Annotated in this window: 15 protein-coding genes; 12 read left to right on the top strand and 3 right to left on the bottom strand. The window is 66.9% G+C overall.

Features of this window, described 5'->3' with window-relative positions; translation table 11 throughout:
• Position 1: 1 nt before the first annotated feature.
• Both rimI and CXR02_RS14085 read left to right on the top strand, forming a co-directional pair.
• Complete coding sequence (gene rimI, locus CXR02_RS14090) at positions 2-538, top strand: ribosomal protein S18-alanine N-acetyltransferase (protein ID WP_104062579.1); 537 nt, start codon at positions 2-4, stop codon at positions 536-538.
• Complete coding sequence (locus CXR02_RS14085; RefSeq protein WP_104062578.1) at positions 535-1,701, top strand: tRNA (adenosine(37)-N6)-threonylcarbamoyltransferase complex transferase subunit TsaD; 1,167 nt, start codon at positions 535-537, stop codon at positions 1,699-1,701. Before rimI ends, CXR02_RS14085 begins: the two co-directional genes overlap by 4 nt.
• Before the next feature lie 88 nt (positions 1,702-1,789).
• Here CXR02_RS14085 and CXR02_RS14080 read toward each other — a convergent pair whose 3' ends face one another.
• Entirely contained in the window at positions 1,790-2,941 is a 1,152-nt protein-coding gene (locus CXR02_RS14080; protein WP_104062577.1) for a glutamate--cysteine ligase, read from the bottom strand.
• 74 nt (positions 2,942-3,015) lie between these two features.
• Between CXR02_RS14080 and CXR02_RS14075 the strand changes: the two genes are divergently transcribed.
• Both CXR02_RS14075 and CXR02_RS14070 read left to right on the top strand, forming a co-directional pair.
• The gene (locus CXR02_RS14075; RefSeq protein ID WP_308470690.1) at positions 3,016-4,734 is read left to right on the top strand and encodes a glycoside hydrolase family 3 N-terminal domain-containing protein; all 1,719 of its coding nucleotides are present in this window, start codon (positions 3,016-3,018) and stop codon (positions 4,732-4,734) included.
• A gap of 101 nt (positions 4,735-4,835) precedes the next feature.
• Positions 4,836-5,654 carry a shikimate 5-dehydrogenase gene (locus CXR02_RS14070; protein WP_258060970.1) on the top strand — a complete coding sequence of 273 codons (819 nt, stop codon included), beginning with the start codon at positions 4,836-4,838 and terminating at the stop codon, positions 5,652-5,654.
• Positions 5,655-5,681: 27 nt separating this feature from the next.
• Here the strand turns inward: CXR02_RS14070 and CXR02_RS14065 are convergent, their stop codons facing one another.
• On the bottom strand, positions 5,682-6,911 hold the full coding sequence (locus CXR02_RS14065) for a class I SAM-dependent methyltransferase (protein WP_104062575.1): 1,230 nt from the start codon (positions 6,909-6,911) through the stop codon (positions 5,682-5,684).
• Between the two features lie 55 nt (positions 6,912-6,966).
• On the opposite strand from CXR02_RS14065, the gene CXR02_RS14060 reads away from it, so the two are divergent.
• The 8 genes from CXR02_RS14060 to CXR02_RS14025 all read left to right on the top strand — a co-directional run bounded on the left by CXR02_RS14060 (position 6,967) and on the right by CXR02_RS14025 (position 15,018).
• Positions 6,967-7,350 carry a hypothetical protein gene (locus CXR02_RS14060; RefSeq protein WP_104062574.1) on the top strand — a complete coding sequence of 128 codons (384 nt, stop codon included), beginning with the start codon at positions 6,967-6,969 and terminating at the stop codon, positions 7,348-7,350.
• 209 nt (positions 7,351-7,559) lie between these two features.
• Entirely contained in the window at positions 7,560-7,856 is a 297-nt protein-coding gene (groES, locus tag CXR02_RS14055; RefSeq protein WP_018773735.1) for a co-chaperone GroES, read from the top strand.
• A gap of 77 nt (positions 7,857-7,933) precedes the next feature.
• On the top strand, positions 7,934-9,544 hold the full coding sequence (gene groL, locus CXR02_RS14050) for a chaperonin GroEL (protein WP_104062573.1): 1,611 nt from the start codon (positions 7,934-7,936) through the stop codon (positions 9,542-9,544).
• A gap of 173 nt (positions 9,545-9,717) precedes the next feature.
• Complete coding sequence (locus tag CXR02_RS14045) at positions 9,718-11,241, top strand: ATP-dependent DNA ligase (RefSeq protein ID WP_104062572.1); 1,524 nt, start codon at positions 9,718-9,720, stop codon at positions 11,239-11,241.
• A gap of 102 nt (positions 11,242-11,343) precedes the next feature.
• A complete protein-coding gene (locus CXR02_RS14040; RefSeq protein ID WP_104062571.1) occupies positions 11,344-12,996 on the top strand; it encodes a response regulator transcription factor in 1,653 nt (550 codons plus the stop codon).
• 80 nt (positions 12,997-13,076) lie between these two features.
• Positions 13,077-13,415 (top strand): hypothetical protein, encoded by a 339-nt coding sequence (locus CXR02_RS14035; RefSeq protein ID WP_104062570.1) that lies wholly within the window; start codon positions 13,077-13,079, stop codon positions 13,413-13,415.
• Positions 13,412-14,533, top strand: coding sequence for an NAD(P)/FAD-dependent oxidoreductase (locus tag CXR02_RS14030; RefSeq protein WP_104062569.1), 1,122 nt, complete (start codon positions 13,412-13,414; stop codon positions 14,531-14,533). The genes CXR02_RS14035 and CXR02_RS14030 overlap by 4 nt, the downstream gene beginning before the upstream one ends.
• The gene (locus tag CXR02_RS14025) at positions 14,530-15,018 is read left to right on the top strand and encodes an isoprenylcysteine carboxylmethyltransferase family protein (protein ID WP_104062568.1); all 489 of its coding nucleotides are present in this window, start codon (positions 14,530-14,532) and stop codon (positions 15,016-15,018) included. The genes CXR02_RS14030 and CXR02_RS14025 overlap by 4 nt, the downstream gene beginning before the upstream one ends.
• On the opposite strand, the gene CXR02_RS14020 is transcribed toward CXR02_RS14025, so the two are convergent.
• On the bottom strand, positions 15,015-15,980 hold the full coding sequence (locus tag CXR02_RS14020; protein WP_104062567.1) for a DUF389 domain-containing protein: 966 nt from the start codon (positions 15,978-15,980) through the stop codon (positions 15,015-15,017). The two genes, CXR02_RS14025 and CXR02_RS14020, sit on opposite strands and share 4 nt — an antisense overlap.
• Between the last annotated feature and the right edge of the window lie 46 nt (positions 15,981-16,026).

The following is a 16,026-nucleotide window of genomic DNA, read 5'->3' as shown; positions in this document are numbered from 1 at the left end:
CATGCCCACCAGCGCTGACGGAGTGGTCTTCCGGGACATGACCCTGGAGGACGTGCCTGCCGTGGACGCCCTCGAACAGCGGCTGTTCCCGGCCGACGCTTGGCCGTTGCACATGTTCCTGTCCGAACTTTCCCAGCACGAAACGCGCCGGTATCTGGTGGCGGAAAGCGGCGGGGACATTGTGGGCTACGCCGGCCTGATGTGCATCGAGCCGATCGCGGATGTCCAGACCATCGCCGTCGTGCCTGAATTCGAAGGCCGGGGCATCGGCTCAACGCTCCTGACCCTGCTGATCGAGGAAGCCCGGCACCACGGTGCCGCGGACGTCCTCCTGGAGGTCCGTGCGGACAATCCCAGGGCGCAGCAGCTGTACGTGCGGTTCGGTTTCGAACAGATCCACGTCCGCCGCGGGTATTACCGCGACGGTGTTGACGCCCTCATCATGCGGCTGCAGCTGGCCCCCGAAGGCGCACCAGCCGACCCCGCACTAGCTCACGCACCAGCCCCCGATCCCACAACAGAAGCAGGCCAGCCATGAACCGCTCGCAGCCCCTGGTGCTGGGCATCGAATCCTCCTGCGACGAAACCGGCGTCGGCATCGTCCGCGGCACCACGCTGCTCACCAACACGGTGTCCTCCTCGATGGACGAGCACGTCCGCTTCGGCGGCGTGATCCCCGAGATCGCCTCGCGGGCGCACCTAGACGCTTTTGTGCCCACCCTGCGCCAGGCCTTGGCCGACGCCGATGTGACGCTGGAGGACGTGGACGCCATCGCCGTCACGTCCGGGCCGGGGCTCGCAGGAGCACTGATGGTGGGGGTCTGCGCCGCGAAGGCCCTCGCCGTGGCCACCGGAAAACCGCTATATGCCATCAACCACCTGGTGGCGCACGTCGGCGTCGGGCTGCTGGATGGGAAGTCCGACGGCGGAGCTGCCGCCGGCCCTGGTGCCAGCGGCACCGCCGGCCGTTCCGCCAGCCTCGCGGGTGGGCTCGGCCACGGCAGTCGTCTCCCGGAGAACCTGGGCGCCCTGCTGGTCTCTGGTGGGCATACCGAAATCCTGAAGATCAACAGCATCACCAGCGACGTCCAGCTCCTCGGCTCCACCATCGACGACGCTGCGGGCGAGGCCTACGACAAGGTGGCCCGCATCCTGGGCCTTGGCTACCCGGGCGGCCCGGCCATCGACAGGCTGGCCCGCACCGGCAACGCCAAAGCCATCCGCTTCCCGCGCGGCCTCAGCCAGCCCAAGTACATGGGTACCGCCGAGGAGCCTGGAAAGCACCGCTACGACTGGTCCTTCAGCGGCCTGAAGACGGCAGTGGCGCGGTGCGTCGAGCAGTTCGATGCCCGCGGCGATGACGTGCCGGTGGCCGACATCGCCGCAGCTTTCCAGGAAGCAGTGGTGGATGTGATCACGTCCAAGGCCGTCCTGGCCTGCCGGGAGCATGGCATCAAGGACGTGTTGCTGGGCGGGGGCGTGGCGGCCAACTCCCGGCTGCGGGAACTCACCGGCCAGCGCTGCGCGTCCGCCGGAATCAAACTCCACGTGCCACCGCTGGACCTGTGCACGGACAACGGCGCCATGGTGGCAGCCCTCGGTGCGCAGCTGGTGATGGCCGGGATCGGGCCCAGCGGCATCCGCTTCGCCCCGGATTCCTCGATGCCGGTCACAGCGGTTTCACTCCCCGCCGGTGGTTGAAGCCTGCCGAAAACCCAACTTGCTCTATCAGTTGTGGTCCCCAAACCGCCGGTTTAGGGACCACAACTGATAGAGCAACGGGTGGGATTTACCCCGTCGGCCCGTTCCGCATCTGCTTGACCAGGTCCAGCACCACGGCCTGCAGGTCGCCGCCGTGTTCGGCAGCGACGCGGCGCTGCCGCTGGTACCCGGCGCCGCGGCGGATGATCTTCTCGACGTCGGCCAGTTCGTCGGGGCAGCCGAGCTTCGCGGCCACCGGCTCAAGCCGGTTCAGGGTCTCCAGGAGGTGGTCGGTGACCAGCCGTTCGTTGCCGGCCGCGTCGAGGATGATGATGGCCTCCATGCCGTAGCGGGCGGCACGCCACTTGTTCTCCTGGATGTGCCACGGCGGCATGGTGGGGATGGTGCCGCCGTTGTCCAGGGTGGTGGAGAATTCATCCACCAGGCACTGGGTGAGCGCGGCAATCGCGCCCACTTCCTCCAGGGTGGCCAGGCCGTCGCAGATGCGCATTTCGATGGTGCCGAGGTTGGGAACGGGCCGGATGTCCCAGCGGATCTCGGAGAGGGTGTCGATCACACCGGTGGTGAACATGTCCTGGACGTAGGACTCGTATTCGTCCCAGGACCGGAACTGGAAGGGCAGGCCTGCCGTCGGCAGCTGCTGGAACATCAGGGCCCGGTGCGATGCGTAGCCGGTGTCCTCGCCGCCCCAGAACGGGCTCGACGCGGAGAGCGCCTGGAAGTGCGGGAAGTAGTTGACCAGGCCGTCCAGCACGGGGAGTGCCTTTTCGCGCCGGTCCAGGCCCACGTGGACGTGCACGCCGTAGATGACCATCTGCCGGCCCCACCACTGGGTGCGGTCGATCAGCTTGGCATACCGGGCCTTGTCCGTCACGGGTTGCAGCTGCGGCGGGCTGAACGGGTGGCTGCCGGCGCAGAAAACCTCCACGCCCATGGGGTCGGTGATTTCGCGCACCGCGGCCAGGGACCGGCTGAGGTCTTCCTTGGCTTCGGCTGCGGTCTCGCAGATGCCGGTGACCAGCTCCACGGTGTTGAGCAGGAGTTCCTGCTTGATGTGCGGGTGTTCGTCGTCTTCGTTGAGTTCGGGGTGCTTGGCGACCACGCCGCTGAGTACTTCGTTGGCCACTGATGCCAGTTCGCCGGTCTGGCCGTCCACCAGGGCCAGCTCCCATTCCACACCAAGAGTTGATTGCTTCGATGAAGCGAAATCAATCTTCATGCGTTCCCCTAACTGTTCAGATATCCCTGGGCACGCGCCGCGTTCAAGTCTAATGCAGGGGTAGCATCGTCTTGATGGCCTTGTTCCTTTGGACCCGTGACAGTATTCACAAAACCACCCTCCTTATTGCGGCCGCTGCCGTGGCCGCCCTGACTGCCTGCACGGCGGTTCCCGCCACCGCCCCGGCGACCCCCGGCCCTGCGCCCGCCTCAACCCCGGAATCAGAGCGGCCGACGACGGCACCTCCGTCCGCTTCTCCCTCACCTGACCCCGGGCTGCTGCCGCTGGGCTGGGGCCCCGAGCAGCGCGACCAGGATGTCGCCGCGGCCGCCGTGGCCGCGATGTCGGTCGAGGAGAAGGCCGGCCAGGTGCTGATGCCCGTGTATGCCGGCACGGACGCCGAAGCCCAGGCCTCCACCATTGAGCGCCTCCATCTGGCCGGGTCCATCATTATGGGCGACAACATTCCGCTCGACGCGCGTGGTCAGGCGGATCCGGCTGCCATGACTGCTGTCAACGCCCGGCTGGCCCAGGCCGCCAAGGCCGACGGCAGGCCCTGGCCCGGGCTCATCGGCGTGGACCAGGAGGGCGGGATCGTGGCGCGGCTGGGTGCGCCCCTGACCGAATGGCCAACGGCCCTGAGCTACGGGGCCGCCGGCAATGCGCCACTCGCCAAGGACGCCGGCCGCGCCCTGGCCGCGGAGATCGCGTCGCTGGGCTTCACCGTGGACTTCGCCCCCGATGCGGACGTGACCATCGGCCCAGCAGATCCCACCATCGGTGCCCGGTCAATGTCCGGCAACCCGGACGCAGCGGGAGCACTGGCGGTGGCGTTTTCCCAGGGCATGCAGGAGGCCGGCGTCCTGCCCGCCGTCAAGCATTTCCCCGGCCACGGCTCCGTCACCGTTGATTCGCACCAGGACCTCCCGGTGCAGCCCGCGGGCATCGCGGAACTCGAAGCCCGGGACTGGAAGCCGTTCCGGGCGGCCATCGCCACGGGTATGCCCATGGTCATGACCGGGCACATCGCCGTACCGGCCCTGGAACCCGGCGTCCCGGCGTCGTTGTCCGGCCCCACCTATGCTGCGCTGCGCGGCATGGGCTTCAAGGGTGTGGCGGTGACCGATGCCCTCAACATGGGCGCAGTCCAGCAGCAATACCCGGGCGGCTCCGCAGCAACGGCGGCGCTCGCCGCGGGCGCGGACCTGCTCCTGATGCCCACGGACGTGGGGCAGGCCCACGCAGCCATCGTTAGCGCTGTCGCGGCCGGAACACTGCCGGCGGCCCGCCTGGACGAAGCAGCTGTCCGCGTGGCCACCATGATGACCTGGCGCGGCCGCGTCACGTCGCCGCCTGCCGGGTCGGCCCCCGCCAGCGCAGCCCCCGGCAGCGGCGCCGACATCTCGGCGCGGGTCTCCGCGGCCGCCGTCACGGTGCTGTCCGGACACTGCGGCGCGCCAATCGTTGAGGGAAGCATCCGGATTGCGGGCGGATCAGCGCAGGACCGGGCGCGGTTTGAGGCTGCCGCAGCGAAGGCAGGGCTCGGCACCGGGACGGGCCCCCTAGTCAGCCTCATCGGTTACGCCGGTCGGCCGGTTGGGGGCGACATCGCCGTGGCACTGGATGCGCCGTGGCCGCTGCAGGATTCCACTGCCCCGGTGAAGATTGCGCTCTACGGCCGCACGCCTGGCGCTTTTGACGCCCTCGTTGCCGTGCTGGCAGGCAAGGCGACAGCCCCGGGGAAGCTACCCGCCGCCGTCGGAAGCTATCCAGCCGGGACGGGCTGCCCGTAACCGAACGCACCCACCCCAACTGGGTCGCAGTAGATGTCGTTTTGAGCGCCCATAACGACATCTACTGCGACCCAGTTGGGGTGAACGCGTTTAATGGACAGGTGCCCATTCTGAATAAAGACATGACCCTGTGTATTTCGCTGTCGGCCCGGCCCAGCAACAACGGGACGCGGTTCCACAACCACCTCTACGACCAGCTGGACCTGAACTGGATCTACAAGGCCTTCGCCCCCACCGACCTGGCCCAGGCGATCGCCGGCGTCAGGGGCCTTGGAATCCGCGGCTGCGCTGTGTCCATGCCGTACAAGGAGGACGTGATGGCCCTCGTGGATGAGCTGGATCCTTCCGCCAAGGCCATCGATTCGGTCAACACGATCGTGAACACCGACGGGCATCTCAAGGCCTACAACACGGACTACACCGCGATCGAACAGCTGCTCAAAAGCAACGCCGTGCCCACGGACTACTCGGTGCTGGTCCAGGGCGCCGGCGGCATGGCCAAGGCCACCGTCGCGGCCCTGCGGGACGCCGGCTTCACGGACGTCACCGTCATCGCCCGGAACGAAGACACCGGCCGGGCGCTCGCAGAGCATTACGGGTTCCAGTGGCGGGCAACGCTCGACGGCGGCACGGCGGACCTGATCATCAACGTCACCCCCATCGGTATGGCAGGCGGCCCGGAAGTGGCCTCGCTGTCTTTCCCTGAAGATGCCATCGCGGCAGCCAAAGTTGTGTTCGACGTCGTGGCGCTGCCCGCGGAGACGCCGCTGATCAAGGCGGCCCGCGCCGCCGGGAAACAGGTGATCACGGGCGCCGAGGTGGCCACCATCCAGGCGCTCGAGCAGTTTGTGCTCTACACCGGTGTCCGGCCCACCGACGAGCAGGTCCGGGCCGCCGAGGACTTCATGCGCGCCCAGTAAGGCCGGGTCTCAGGACGGTTCGCTGCCTTAGGCAGGCTCCACCGAGATGGCCACCCGGTCCTCCCCAATGCGGGTCAGGACCAGGGTGGCTGTTTTTTGTCCTGCCTTCTTCCCGGCCACCTTGCTTCCGGCGAACAGCTGCTTGCGCAGTTCCTCCGGGGTTACCGAGGTGCCGCGCTTCTTGATGTCCAGCACCGTGATGCCGTTTTCCTTAACCCAGGCCTTGAGCGCCTTGACGTTGTACGGCATCACTTCCAGGACCTTGTAGGCGCGGGCGAACGGCGTGTCCACCAGCTCCGGGGCGCAGATGTAGGCGATGTGCTCGTCCAGCAGGTGCCCGCCCAGTTGAAGCGCGACGTCGGCCACCAGGCCGGCGCGGATCACCGCGCCATCGGGCTCATACAGGTAGCCCGCTGCCGGACCCACCGGCGCGGCGGGACCGCCGTCGAAATCTTCAGCGCTGGTCAGCTCGGCGGCACCCTGCGGGCCGAGCAGCAGCGCCGCGCGGCGGATTCCGGGCCGGCGCACGGAGTTGAACCACAGGGCCACCTCGGTGACGTCGCCGCCCACCGATACCCACTGCGCCTCGCAGCCGGCGGGAACTGACTCGTGCGGCATGCCGGGGCCCATTTTGACGCCAACGGCGCGCCCGGTGGCGGCGAGCGATTCCACAAAGGACAGCGGCGGCGAAAACGCCTCAGGATCCCAGATCCGTTTGGTACCCGAGGTGGAAGTGACACGGCGTGCGGGATCCAGCCAGACGCCGTCGACCCCGTCCAACGGGACGGTGGTGGCGTCCGAGTGCACTACGGTGGCGTTGGGGAAGGGGATCAGGTTGACCGTAGCGCAGGCGGCCGTGGTTTCGTCCATTTCCACGGCCGTGACCGTGATGTCCATCGAAGCCAGGGCCAGGGAGTCCGCGGCAAGGCCGCAGCCGAGGTCGGCCACGTGGCGGATACCGGCCTGCGCAAAGCGCTCGGCATGCCTGGCGGCAACCATGAGACGCGTGGCCTGTTCCAGCCCGGCCTGCGTGAAGAGCATGCTCCGGGCGAACTCGCCGAACTTCAGCTCGGCTTTAGTGCGCAGCCGGGACTGGGTGAGGACGGCGGAGACCAGTGCGGGGGAGTGCCCGGCCTTGCGGAGAGCCGCGTTGAGCTCGAAGGACTTGTCCTCGCGGTACGGGCCCAGGGACGCCAGGAGCTCCCAGCCTTCACTCGTGAGCAGTGGGGCGATCTGGTCCTGCGGTGCTTGAGCCATGGGTTCAAGCCTAGTGGAGGTAGCCCGGCGGCCAGTTCCCGCTAGGGTTGAAGGCATGGAAGACAGCGCAGGCACCCAGCCGTCCGGACTACCCCAAGCAAGAAAGCCGGACCTGGTGAAGTTTGCCCGCCCCGCGCTGATTGCAGGATCCGCAGTGGCCGTGGTCTGCATCGCGCTGCTGGTAATCATCCTCTTCCTGGACACGTTCAACGCCACCGTCTACTCCGTGGGCGGCAAGAACATCCAGGACGCCACGGACGAGGCCCAAGAGATCCGCAGCCTCTACGCCGGGGCGCGCATAGGCGGCATCATCCTGCTGGTGGTCTCGCTGCTGGCTGCCGTGGGCGGCGCCGTGGTGCTGTACCTGCGGCGGGGCACCGTTGAGGAAGGGGACGACGGCGACGAGGACGTCGATCTCGAGGACCTCACCGGCCGGTGACAGCTGTTCGCCGGCGACATAATTCTGGCACTCGCCTTGACCGAGTGCTAACCAATACATAGAGTCATCATTAGCACTCTCCCTAGGAGGGTGCTAACACATGAAGAGCTGCCAGCCAGGCTGCTGCCGGCACCGCGACGACGGTTTGCCAGCCACGGCGAAGCAGCTCAACTGTCCATGAATTTGCTGACGTAGAAGGAGAGGTCCGAGTGTCGGTCTCTATTAAGCCTCTTGAGGATCGTATTGTTGTCCGCCCGCTCGAAGCCGAGCAGACCACGGCTTCCGGCCTGGTTATCCCGGACTCCGCACAGGAGAAGCCGCAGGAAGGCGAAGTTGTTGCAGTAGGCCCCGGCCGCTTTGACGACAACGGCAACCGCGTTCCGATCGATGTTGCCGTTGGCGACGTTGTTATCTACTCCAAGTACGGCGGAACTGAAGTCAAGACCGGTGGCACCGAGTACCTCGTGCTCTCCGCCCGCGACGTTCTGGCGATCGTCGTAAAGTAACTCTTTGGATCCCCGTGCTGCTGTTCCGTCCCTGACTGAACAACAGTGCGGGGTTCTGTCTTTGAAAGGACACAACCATGGCAAAGCAGCTTGCGTTTAACGACGCTGCACGCCGGTCGCTTGAAGCCGGCATCGATAAGCTCGCCAACACTGTCAAGGTGACGCTCGGCCCCCGCGGCCGCAACGTCGTCCTCGACAAAAAGTGGGGGGCACCCACCATCACCAATGACGGCGTCACCATCGCCCGCGAAATTGAGCTTGATGACCCCTACGAGAACCTTGGCGCGCAGCTGGCCAAGGAAGTCGCCACGAAGACCAACGATGTTGCCGGCGACGGCACCACCACGGCCACGGTGCTCGCCCAGGCCCTGGTCAAGGAAGGCCTGCGCAACGTTGCGGCTGGCGCCGCTCCGGGCCAGATCAAGCGCGGCATCGAGGTTTCCGTAGAAGCCATTGCAGCCCGCCTGCTCGAGAACGCACGCCCGGTTGAAGGCACGCAGGTTGCCAGCGTGGCAGCAATCTCGGCCCAGAGCGACGAAATCGGCGAGCTCCTCGCCGAGGCATTCGGCAAGGTCGGCAAGGATGGTGTGATCACCATCGAGGAGTCCTCCACCACGCAGACCGAGCTGGTCCTCACCGAAGGCATGCAGTTCGACAAGGGCTACCTGTCCCCGTACTTCGTGACCGACTCCGAACGCCAGGAAGCCGTCCTCGAAGACGCCCTTATCCTGATCAACCAGGGCAAGATCTCCTCCGTACAGGACTTCCTGCCGCTGCTGGAGAAGGCGCTGCAGAGCTCCAAGCCGCTCTTCATCATTGCCGAAGACGTTGAGGGCGAGGCCCTGTCCACGCTGATCGTCAACCGCATCCGCGGCACGCTGAACGTTGTTGCCGTCAAGGCTCCGGGCTTCGGCGACCGCCGCAAAGCCATGCTGCAGGACATCGCCACCCTCACCGGTGCGCAGGTCATCTCCGCGGAACTGGGCCTCAGCCTGGATTCGGTTGGCCTTGAGGTGCTGGGTACCGCCCGCCGCATCACGGTCACCAAGGACAACACCACCATCGTTGACGGCGCCGGTTCCGCAGAAGACGTCGCAGCCCGGGTTTCCCAGCTGCGCGCCGAGCTGACCCGCACCGACTCCGACTGGGACCGCGAAAAGCTCCAGGAGCGCCTGGCCAAGCTGGCCGGCGGCATCGGTGTCATCAAGGTTGGCGCAGCCACCGAAGTTGAGCTGAAGGAAAAGAAGCACCGCATCGAAGATGCGGTGTCCTCCACCCGCGCCGCCCTCGAAGAGGGCATCGTGGCCGGTGGCGGTTCCGCGCTGATCCACGCACTGAAGGCCCTCGACGAGGACCCTGCAGTCAAGGCACTCGAAGGCGACGCCGCCGCTGCTGTGGGCATCGTCCGCCGCGCGCTGGTCCAGCCGCTTCGCTGGATCGCCCAGAACGCCGGATTCGACGGCTACGTTGTCACCGCCAAGGTTGCCGAGCTCGAAACCAACAACGGCTTCAACGCCAAGACGGGCGAGTACGAGGACCTGATCGCCGCCGGTGTCATCGACCCGGTCAAGGTCACCCGTGCAGCCCTGCGCAACGCGGCATCCATCGCTGCGCTGGTTCTCACCACCGAGACCCTCGTAGTGGAGAAGCCCGCACACGACGACGAGCACGCAGGCCACAGCCACTAGTCCCCACCGGCTCCCAAGTCTCGCTTCGCTCGACTTGGGTCCCTCGCCGGCGTGGGCCCAGCCGCAAGGAACCGGTCCAGCTTCGGCTGGGCCGGTTTTTTGTGCCACAAACCATTCGTGGCCAGGTTTTCCCGCCTACGCGTCCGGCGTCGGCGGCGTGGCAGACTGATGCCATGCTGCTAGACGAGCTCGTGAAGACCACGGATGCCGTCGCGTCGACCCGCTCCCGACTCGCGAAGATCGACGCACTGGCCGATCTGCTGCGCCGGCTCGAGCCCGTGGACATCGCGGCCGCCGTCGGCTTGCTCATCGCCAGGCCGCGACAGGGCCGTGTTGGGATCGGCTGGCGCGGTATGACAGCAGCCATCGGGGAGCCGGCCGCCGAACCGAGCCTGACTGTCGCCGACCTCGACGCTGCGCTGGATCGGCTGCTCGTCACCGCAGGCGCAGGATCAGCCGCGGAGCGCGCCGCGACCCTCCGGTTGCTCACGGCGGCAGCCACCGAGCGCGAGCAGGCTTTCATCGCCGGCGTGCTGCTCGGTGAACTGCGTACCGGTGCGCTTGAGGGGGTGCTGACGGATGCCGTTGCCCGCGCCGCAGATCGGCCCGTCGACGCCGTACGCCGCGCGGCGATGCTCTCCGGCGATCTCGGCGGGACCGCCCTGCTTGCGATCACGGGAACGGCGGCCGAGCTTGACGCTGTCGGCCTCGTCGTCGGCCGTCCCGTGCAGCCCATGCTCGCCGCGACCGCGGCCAGTGCCAGCGCGGCGCTGGAGGCCACGGGGGAGGCATCCGTGGAATACAAGCTCGACGGCGCGCGCATCCAGGTGCACCGCGTCGGCAACGATGTGCGCATCTACACCCGCACCCTGGCCGAGGTGACCCACCGGTTGCCCAAGGTGGTGGAAGTTGTGCGAGGGCTGCCGGTGCGCGATGTGATCCTCGACGGCGAGACCCTCGCCCTCGACGAGGACGGCGGGCCGAGACCGTTCCAGGAGACCATGTCGCGGTTCGGGGCGGATGCGGCGCGCGCTACCGTGCTGCATCCCTGGTTCTTCGACGTGCTGCACATCGACGGGCGCGACCTGCTCGACGAACCGCTGGCGACGCGCATCGGCGTGCTCGAGCGGATCGCCCCCGAGTACCGGATACCGGGGGAGATCACGGCGGATGCGGCCGTTGCTGAGCGGGTCTCGCGCGATGCGCTGGCCGCGGGCCATGAGGGTGTGGTGGTGAAGGCGGTCGGATCGGCCTACGCGGCCGGCCGGCGTGGTTCCAACTGGATCAAGGTAAAGCCGGTGCTCACCTACGACCTGGTGGTGCTCGCGTGCGAGTGGGGGTCAGGACGGCGGACCGGGTTCCTGTCGAACCTGCACCTGGGAGCCCTCGACCCGGCCGGCGAGTTCGGCGAACCCGGCGGCTACGTGATGGTGGGCAAGACTTTCAAAGGCATTACCGATGTGCTGCTGCGCTGGCAGACCGAGAGGTTCCAGGAGCTGGAGGTGCGGAGAACGGCGGGCACCGTCTGGGTCGAGCCCGTCACCGTGGTGGAGATCGCGATCGACGGCGTACAGCGTTCCCCGCGCTATCCGGGCGGAATCGCGCTGCGGTTCGCACGCGTCAAGCGCTACCGCGACGACAAGACGGCGGCGGAGTCCGACACCATTCAGACGCTGCGCGCGCTGCTGCATCCGTAGCTTGTGCCGCTTCTCCACCGGGCGTACCGTGGCGCTTAAGTACCGCCGCGCCCAGCGTGCGCGGGCCAGCAGGTTGGGCGGTTGGTGTCTGAAAGGGGCCAGATGTCAGCTGAAACAGGCATTGACCAGGGCAGGTCAGCCTTCCAGGAACATCGCTGGACCGAGGCCTACCAGACCTTCCGTGAAGCCGATAAGCGCGGCGGGTTGCCAGCTGCCGACCTCGAACGGCTGGCTACGGCCGAGATCCTGACCGGGGAAAGCACCACAGGACTGGAGACCCTCACCCGTTCTCACGAGGAGTACCTTGTGATTGGCGACGCCGAGAGTGCCGCGCGGTGCGCGGGCTGGATGGGCATGCAACTGATGTTCCTGGGGGAGCCTGCCCGGGCCGGAGGGTGGTTTGCCCGCGGCCAGCGGCTCGTGGATGAACTGGCCGAGCCCAGCGCAGTCCAGGGCCTGCTGCTTGTGCCGATGGGCCTGGGCAAACTTTACGGCGGTGATCCGGCGGGCGCCTTGCAGGTTTTCTCCCGCGTTGCCGAATTCGGCCAGCGGTTCCACGACAAAGACCTGTCCGCGCTTGGCCTCCTCGGCACAGGCCAGGCCACGCTGATGCTTGGTCACCCTGACAAGGGACTCAAGATGTTCGACGAGGTCATGGTGGCCGTCACGGCGGGTGAACTCTCCCCGATCCCGTCAGGGATTATCTACTGCGCAGTCATCGGCAACTGCCACCTGGTCTTCGATCTGGAGAGGGCCCTGGAATGGACGGCTGCCCTGGACCGCTGGTGCAGTGCGCGCCCTGACATGGTGTCGTTCAGCGGCCAGTGCCAGTCGCACCGCGCCGAACTCTTCATGCTCCATGGGGCCTGGGCCGAGGCGCAGATGGCGGCTGCAGCTGCCCAAGGACTTGCCGTAAGGGGTGATCCCAAGGCGCTTTACGGAGGCTACTACCAGCAGGGGGAGGTGAAACGGCTGAGTGGCAAACTGGACGACGCCGAAGCTTCCTATCGGCAGGCTGCCCGGTCCGGCTATGAGCCACAGCCTGGCCTCGCTCTGGTCTGGCTGGCCCGCGGTGATGCGCAGCAGGCACAAGCGATGATCCGGAGGGCAGCTGGCGCGGCAGACGCCGCTACCCGCCGGAACATGTTGCCGGCACTGGTGGAGATCGAGCTGGCCGCCTCCGACCTGGAAGCCGCGCGGCGAGGTGTTCAGGAGCTGCAAGCCCTGGCCAGTGAATGCCCTATGCCCATGATCCGGGCCGTTGCCGGCCAGGCGGACGGCGCGGTCCGGCTGGCCGGCGGCGACCCCTCTGCTGCCCTGAAACCGCTCCGGGAGGCGTGGAGGCTTTGGCAGGAGCTCGGTGTTCCGTACGAAGCGGCGCGCTGCCAGGCGTTGGCCGGCAGTGCCTGCCGCGCACTGGGCGATGAGTCCTCGGCGCTGATGCACCTGGAGGCGGCCCACGCTTCGCTCCTGGACCTGGGCGCGGCGCCGGCGGCAACGTGGGCGGCATCGCTGCTGCACGAAGGCATGTTGAATAGCGGGGCCACGCCAGGCACGGTGGGTCTCCTCACTCGCCGAGAGCTTGAAGTCCTTCAGCTGGTGGCAACCGGAAAGGGTAACCGGGCCATCGCCGGCGAGCTGTACCTGAGCGAAAAGACCGTGGCCCGGCATGTCAGCAACATCTTCCTGAAACTGGGCCTGTCTTCACGGGCAGCCGCCACCAGCTATGCCTATGAACACGGACTGACTACATAGAAATACCCAGCCCCATCGTGCATGAAAGTTGCATATTTTGGCCGACGCGGCCGGCAAGGGCACGGCCATAGCCTCAAAGCATGAACCTTCCAGTACTTGCCGGCACACTTTCCACCGTGCTGTTCGCTGTGGGAATGCTGCCGATGCTGGTCAAAGCGGCACGGACCAAGGACCTGGCTTCCTACAGCCTCAGCAACCTGATGCTGACCAACGTGGCCAACGCGGTCCACTCCGTGTACGTTTTCAACCTCCCCGCCGGACCCATCTGGGCCCTGCACCTGGCCTACCTCCTGGCATCCGCGCTGATGCTGGCATGGTGGCTCCGGTACCGGGACGACGGACAGGACAGCCGGGCGGACCAGCCCCCGGAAGGCTCAGCCATCACCATCCCCTCGGATATCAAAGGAGAACAGCCATGAACAACAATGGTGTGACCGGAACGCTGGACACGCTGATCATCGGTGGCGGGCAAGCAGGCCTGGCCCTGGGCCACTACCTGAAAGAGCAGAACCGGACGTTCCTCATCCTGGACGCACATCCAAGAACCGGCGACGCCTGGCGCCGGCGTTGGGATTCGCTCCGCGTCTTTACGCCCGCAAAATACGACGGACTGCCGGGAATGCCGTTCCCGGCGGACCCGCTGTCCTTCCCCACCAAGGATGACGTTGCCGGATACCTTGAGGGCTACGCCGCACGGCTCCACCTGCCCGTCCTTAATGGTGTGCGGGTAGATCGCCTGTGGCTGGAGGGGGACCGCTTCGTCGCCGCTTCCAATGGCCGGCGCTGGGAGGCGCACAACGTGGTGGTGGCCACCGGCTCCAGCCAAGCGCCGAAGATACCGGACTTCGCTGCGGAACTGGACCCCGCCGTCGTCCAGTTCCATTCCAGTGAATACCGCAACCTCGGGCAGCTGAAGGAGGGCCCAGTCCTGGTAGTAGGGCTGGGGAACTCGGGAGCGGAGATTGGCCTTGACGTGTCCCGGACCCATCCCACCATCGTGGCCGGCAAGCCCGGCGGTGAGATTCCCGTCAAGCACGGCCCGACGGCGGCACGGTACTTCCTGCCCGTGGTGCGGTTCGTCGGACTCCACGTCCTTACCCTCAGCAACCCGATCGGCCGCAAAGCTGCACCGGCCTTCACAGCCCACGCGGCGCCCCTGATCAGGACAAAGTCCAAAGACCTGGCCGCCGCTGGCGTCAGGCGCGTGCCGCGGATTGCCGGGGTGAAGAACGGGCTGCCGGTGCTCGCGGACGGGACCCGGCTGGAAGTTTCAAACGTGATCTGGTGCACCGGGTTCCGGGATGACTTCGGCTGGATGGATCCGGTAATGCTCGACGGCGGCGCGTTGCCCAGGCAGCGGCGCGGTGTGGCACTTGATACCCCTGGGCTGTTCTTCCTGGGCCAGGAATTCATGTACGCGGCGGCGTCGGCAACGCTGCCCGGGGCATGCCGTGATGCCCGCTATCTGGCGGGCCGGATCCCGGTGGCCTCGGCCCACGCTACCGAAACCGCACATGTCGGGGAAGGAAGACGATGACTGAAAATCAAGGTCCGCTGGAAAACTTGCCGCTGCCGCCCGGTCAGCTGGCAGGAGCCATAGCCGGCATTCTCGCCAGCCGTTGGTTGGAGGTGCCGCTGCCGGGGCCGCGACGCCTCCAGCGTGTGACGGGTTTCGGATTGATGGCCGTTGGCAGTGCAGTCAATATTTGGGCGCTGGCCGAGCGCCGCCGCAGCGAGGCCGGAGCCTTTGAACTGGAACGGCCAACAACCCTGGTGACAACCGGCCCGTACGCCGTGAGCCGCAATCCGATGTACGTTGGCTGGTGGCTCATCCACTTGGGGAGCGGCGTGGCACGGGGGTCGGCCTGGGTTCTGCTGACGGTGCCTGCCGCCGTCCTCGCCGAGCATCCCGGCGTCACGTCCGAGGAACGAACGCTGGAAGGATTGTTCCCGGCTGAGTGGGCTGATTACTCCCGCCGGGTAGCCCGCTACTTCGGGCGGCAGCCGTGGGGGTGCTGCTAGCGTGCGCGCAACGCCTTCCGCCGGAGCCTTAAGGCAGTCTCCGGCGGGAGCCGCCTCGTGATCAGCCGGTAGAAGACCAGCACCAGAACTGCCGACGCCACGATGCCCATCAGGTTGAGCGCCAGCTGCAGGGCCGACCCCGCTGCTTTCTCAAACTCGCCCAGCACGAGGGCCACGGCCACAAACCCGGCAGCAGGAACTGTGGTCACGGAGATGAAAACACCAATGAGTGCCGCCGACCGCCGGCTGATGACGGACAGCATGCCCGCCGTGCCGGCCAGAACGGCCACGATCAGGGAATAGGGTCCCGGGTGGTAAATGAACTCCACCGCAGACCCTGTGTCCAGGGTGTTGTCCGCGAAGAGGCCCAGTGCCGCGGAGACCCACGTGGTCAAGGCCGCCAGCAGCATGGCCAGCGGGAATCCCACACCAAGCGCCAGGGCAGCACGCCGCCCGATTGCCCACTGGCGCCGGGCCAAGGCCACTGCCAGCGCCGCCAGGGGGCCGAATTCCGGCCCCACGGCCATCGCCCCCACGATGGCAATGGTGGAGTTCGTCACGATGCCGATGGCGGCGAGCTGCGTGGCCAGTATCAGGAAGGCAAGGTAGCTCCACGTGAGCCGGGAGTCCTCGCCCATCTGGCGGGTGACCTCGTCCCAGATCAAGGCGTCTGCGCCGTCTCCGGGGGCAGACGCCTCCGCTTTGTCCGCGCGCCGGGACAGGACGAGTTCCGGCATGGAGATGGCAATGGATCCCACCTCCTGCGCCTTCAGGACGTGGAGTTTCTCCAGCAGTTCCTCCACCGCTTCCCTGGCAACCTGGACGTCAATGACATCGCCCCGCGGCGACACGGATGCTCCTGGAAAGAGCGCCACCTCGGCGGTTCCCCTGTGCTCCTTGCAAGCGTCCAGCGTCACTGCCGATAGTTCACTGGGCACACAGATCCGCAGCTGGACAATCACATGCTCTCCCTTCGGTGGCCTGTGGCCAGCATAGTTTGTGGCACGC

Source organism: Arthrobacter sp. 4R501, assembly GCF_002929755.1.
Taxonomy (GTDB): Bacteria; Actinomycetota; Actinomycetes; order Actinomycetales; family Micrococcaceae; genus Arthrobacter.
Note: the sequence above shows the minus strand (reverse complement) of the source record. Positions and strands in the feature narration are given on the sequence as shown.

Coding starts and splice junctions, on each gene's coding strand:
- rimI (WP_104062579.1), top strand. CDS start 2: ATGCCCACCAGCGCTGACGGAGTGGTCTTCCGGGACATGACCCTGGAG.
- CXR02_RS14085 (WP_104062578.1), top strand. CDS start 535: ATGAACCGCTCGCAGCCCCTGGTGCTGGGCATCGAATCCTCCTGCGAC.
- CXR02_RS14080 (WP_104062577.1), bottom strand. CDS start 2,941: ATGAAGATTGATTTCGCTTCATCGAAGCAATCAACTCTTGGTGTGGAA.
- CXR02_RS14075 (WP_308470690.1), top strand. CDS start 3,016: ATGGCCTTGTTCCTTTGGACCCGTGACAGTATTCACAAAACCACCCTC.
- CXR02_RS14065 (WP_104062575.1), bottom strand. CDS start 6,911: ATGGCTCAAGCACCGCAGGACCAGATCGCCCCACTGCTCACGAGTGAA.
- CXR02_RS14060 (WP_104062574.1), top strand. CDS start 6,967: ATGGAAGACAGCGCAGGCACCCAGCCGTCCGGACTACCCCAAGCAAGA.
- groL (WP_104062573.1), top strand. CDS start 7,934: ATGGCAAAGCAGCTTGCGTTTAACGACGCTGCACGCCGGTCGCTTGAA.
- CXR02_RS14045 (WP_104062572.1), top strand. CDS start 9,718: ATGCTGCTAGACGAGCTCGTGAAGACCACGGATGCCGTCGCGTCGACC.
- CXR02_RS14040 (WP_104062571.1), top strand. CDS start 11,344: ATGTCAGCTGAAACAGGCATTGACCAGGGCAGGTCAGCCTTCCAGGAA.
- CXR02_RS14035 (WP_104062570.1), top strand. CDS start 13,077: ATGAACCTTCCAGTACTTGCCGGCACACTTTCCACCGTGCTGTTCGCT.
- CXR02_RS14030 (WP_104062569.1), top strand. CDS start 13,412: ATGAACAACAATGGTGTGACCGGAACGCTGGACACGCTGATCATCGGT.
- CXR02_RS14025 (WP_104062568.1), top strand. CDS start 14,530: ATGACTGAAAATCAAGGTCCGCTGGAAAACTTGCCGCTGCCGCCCGGT.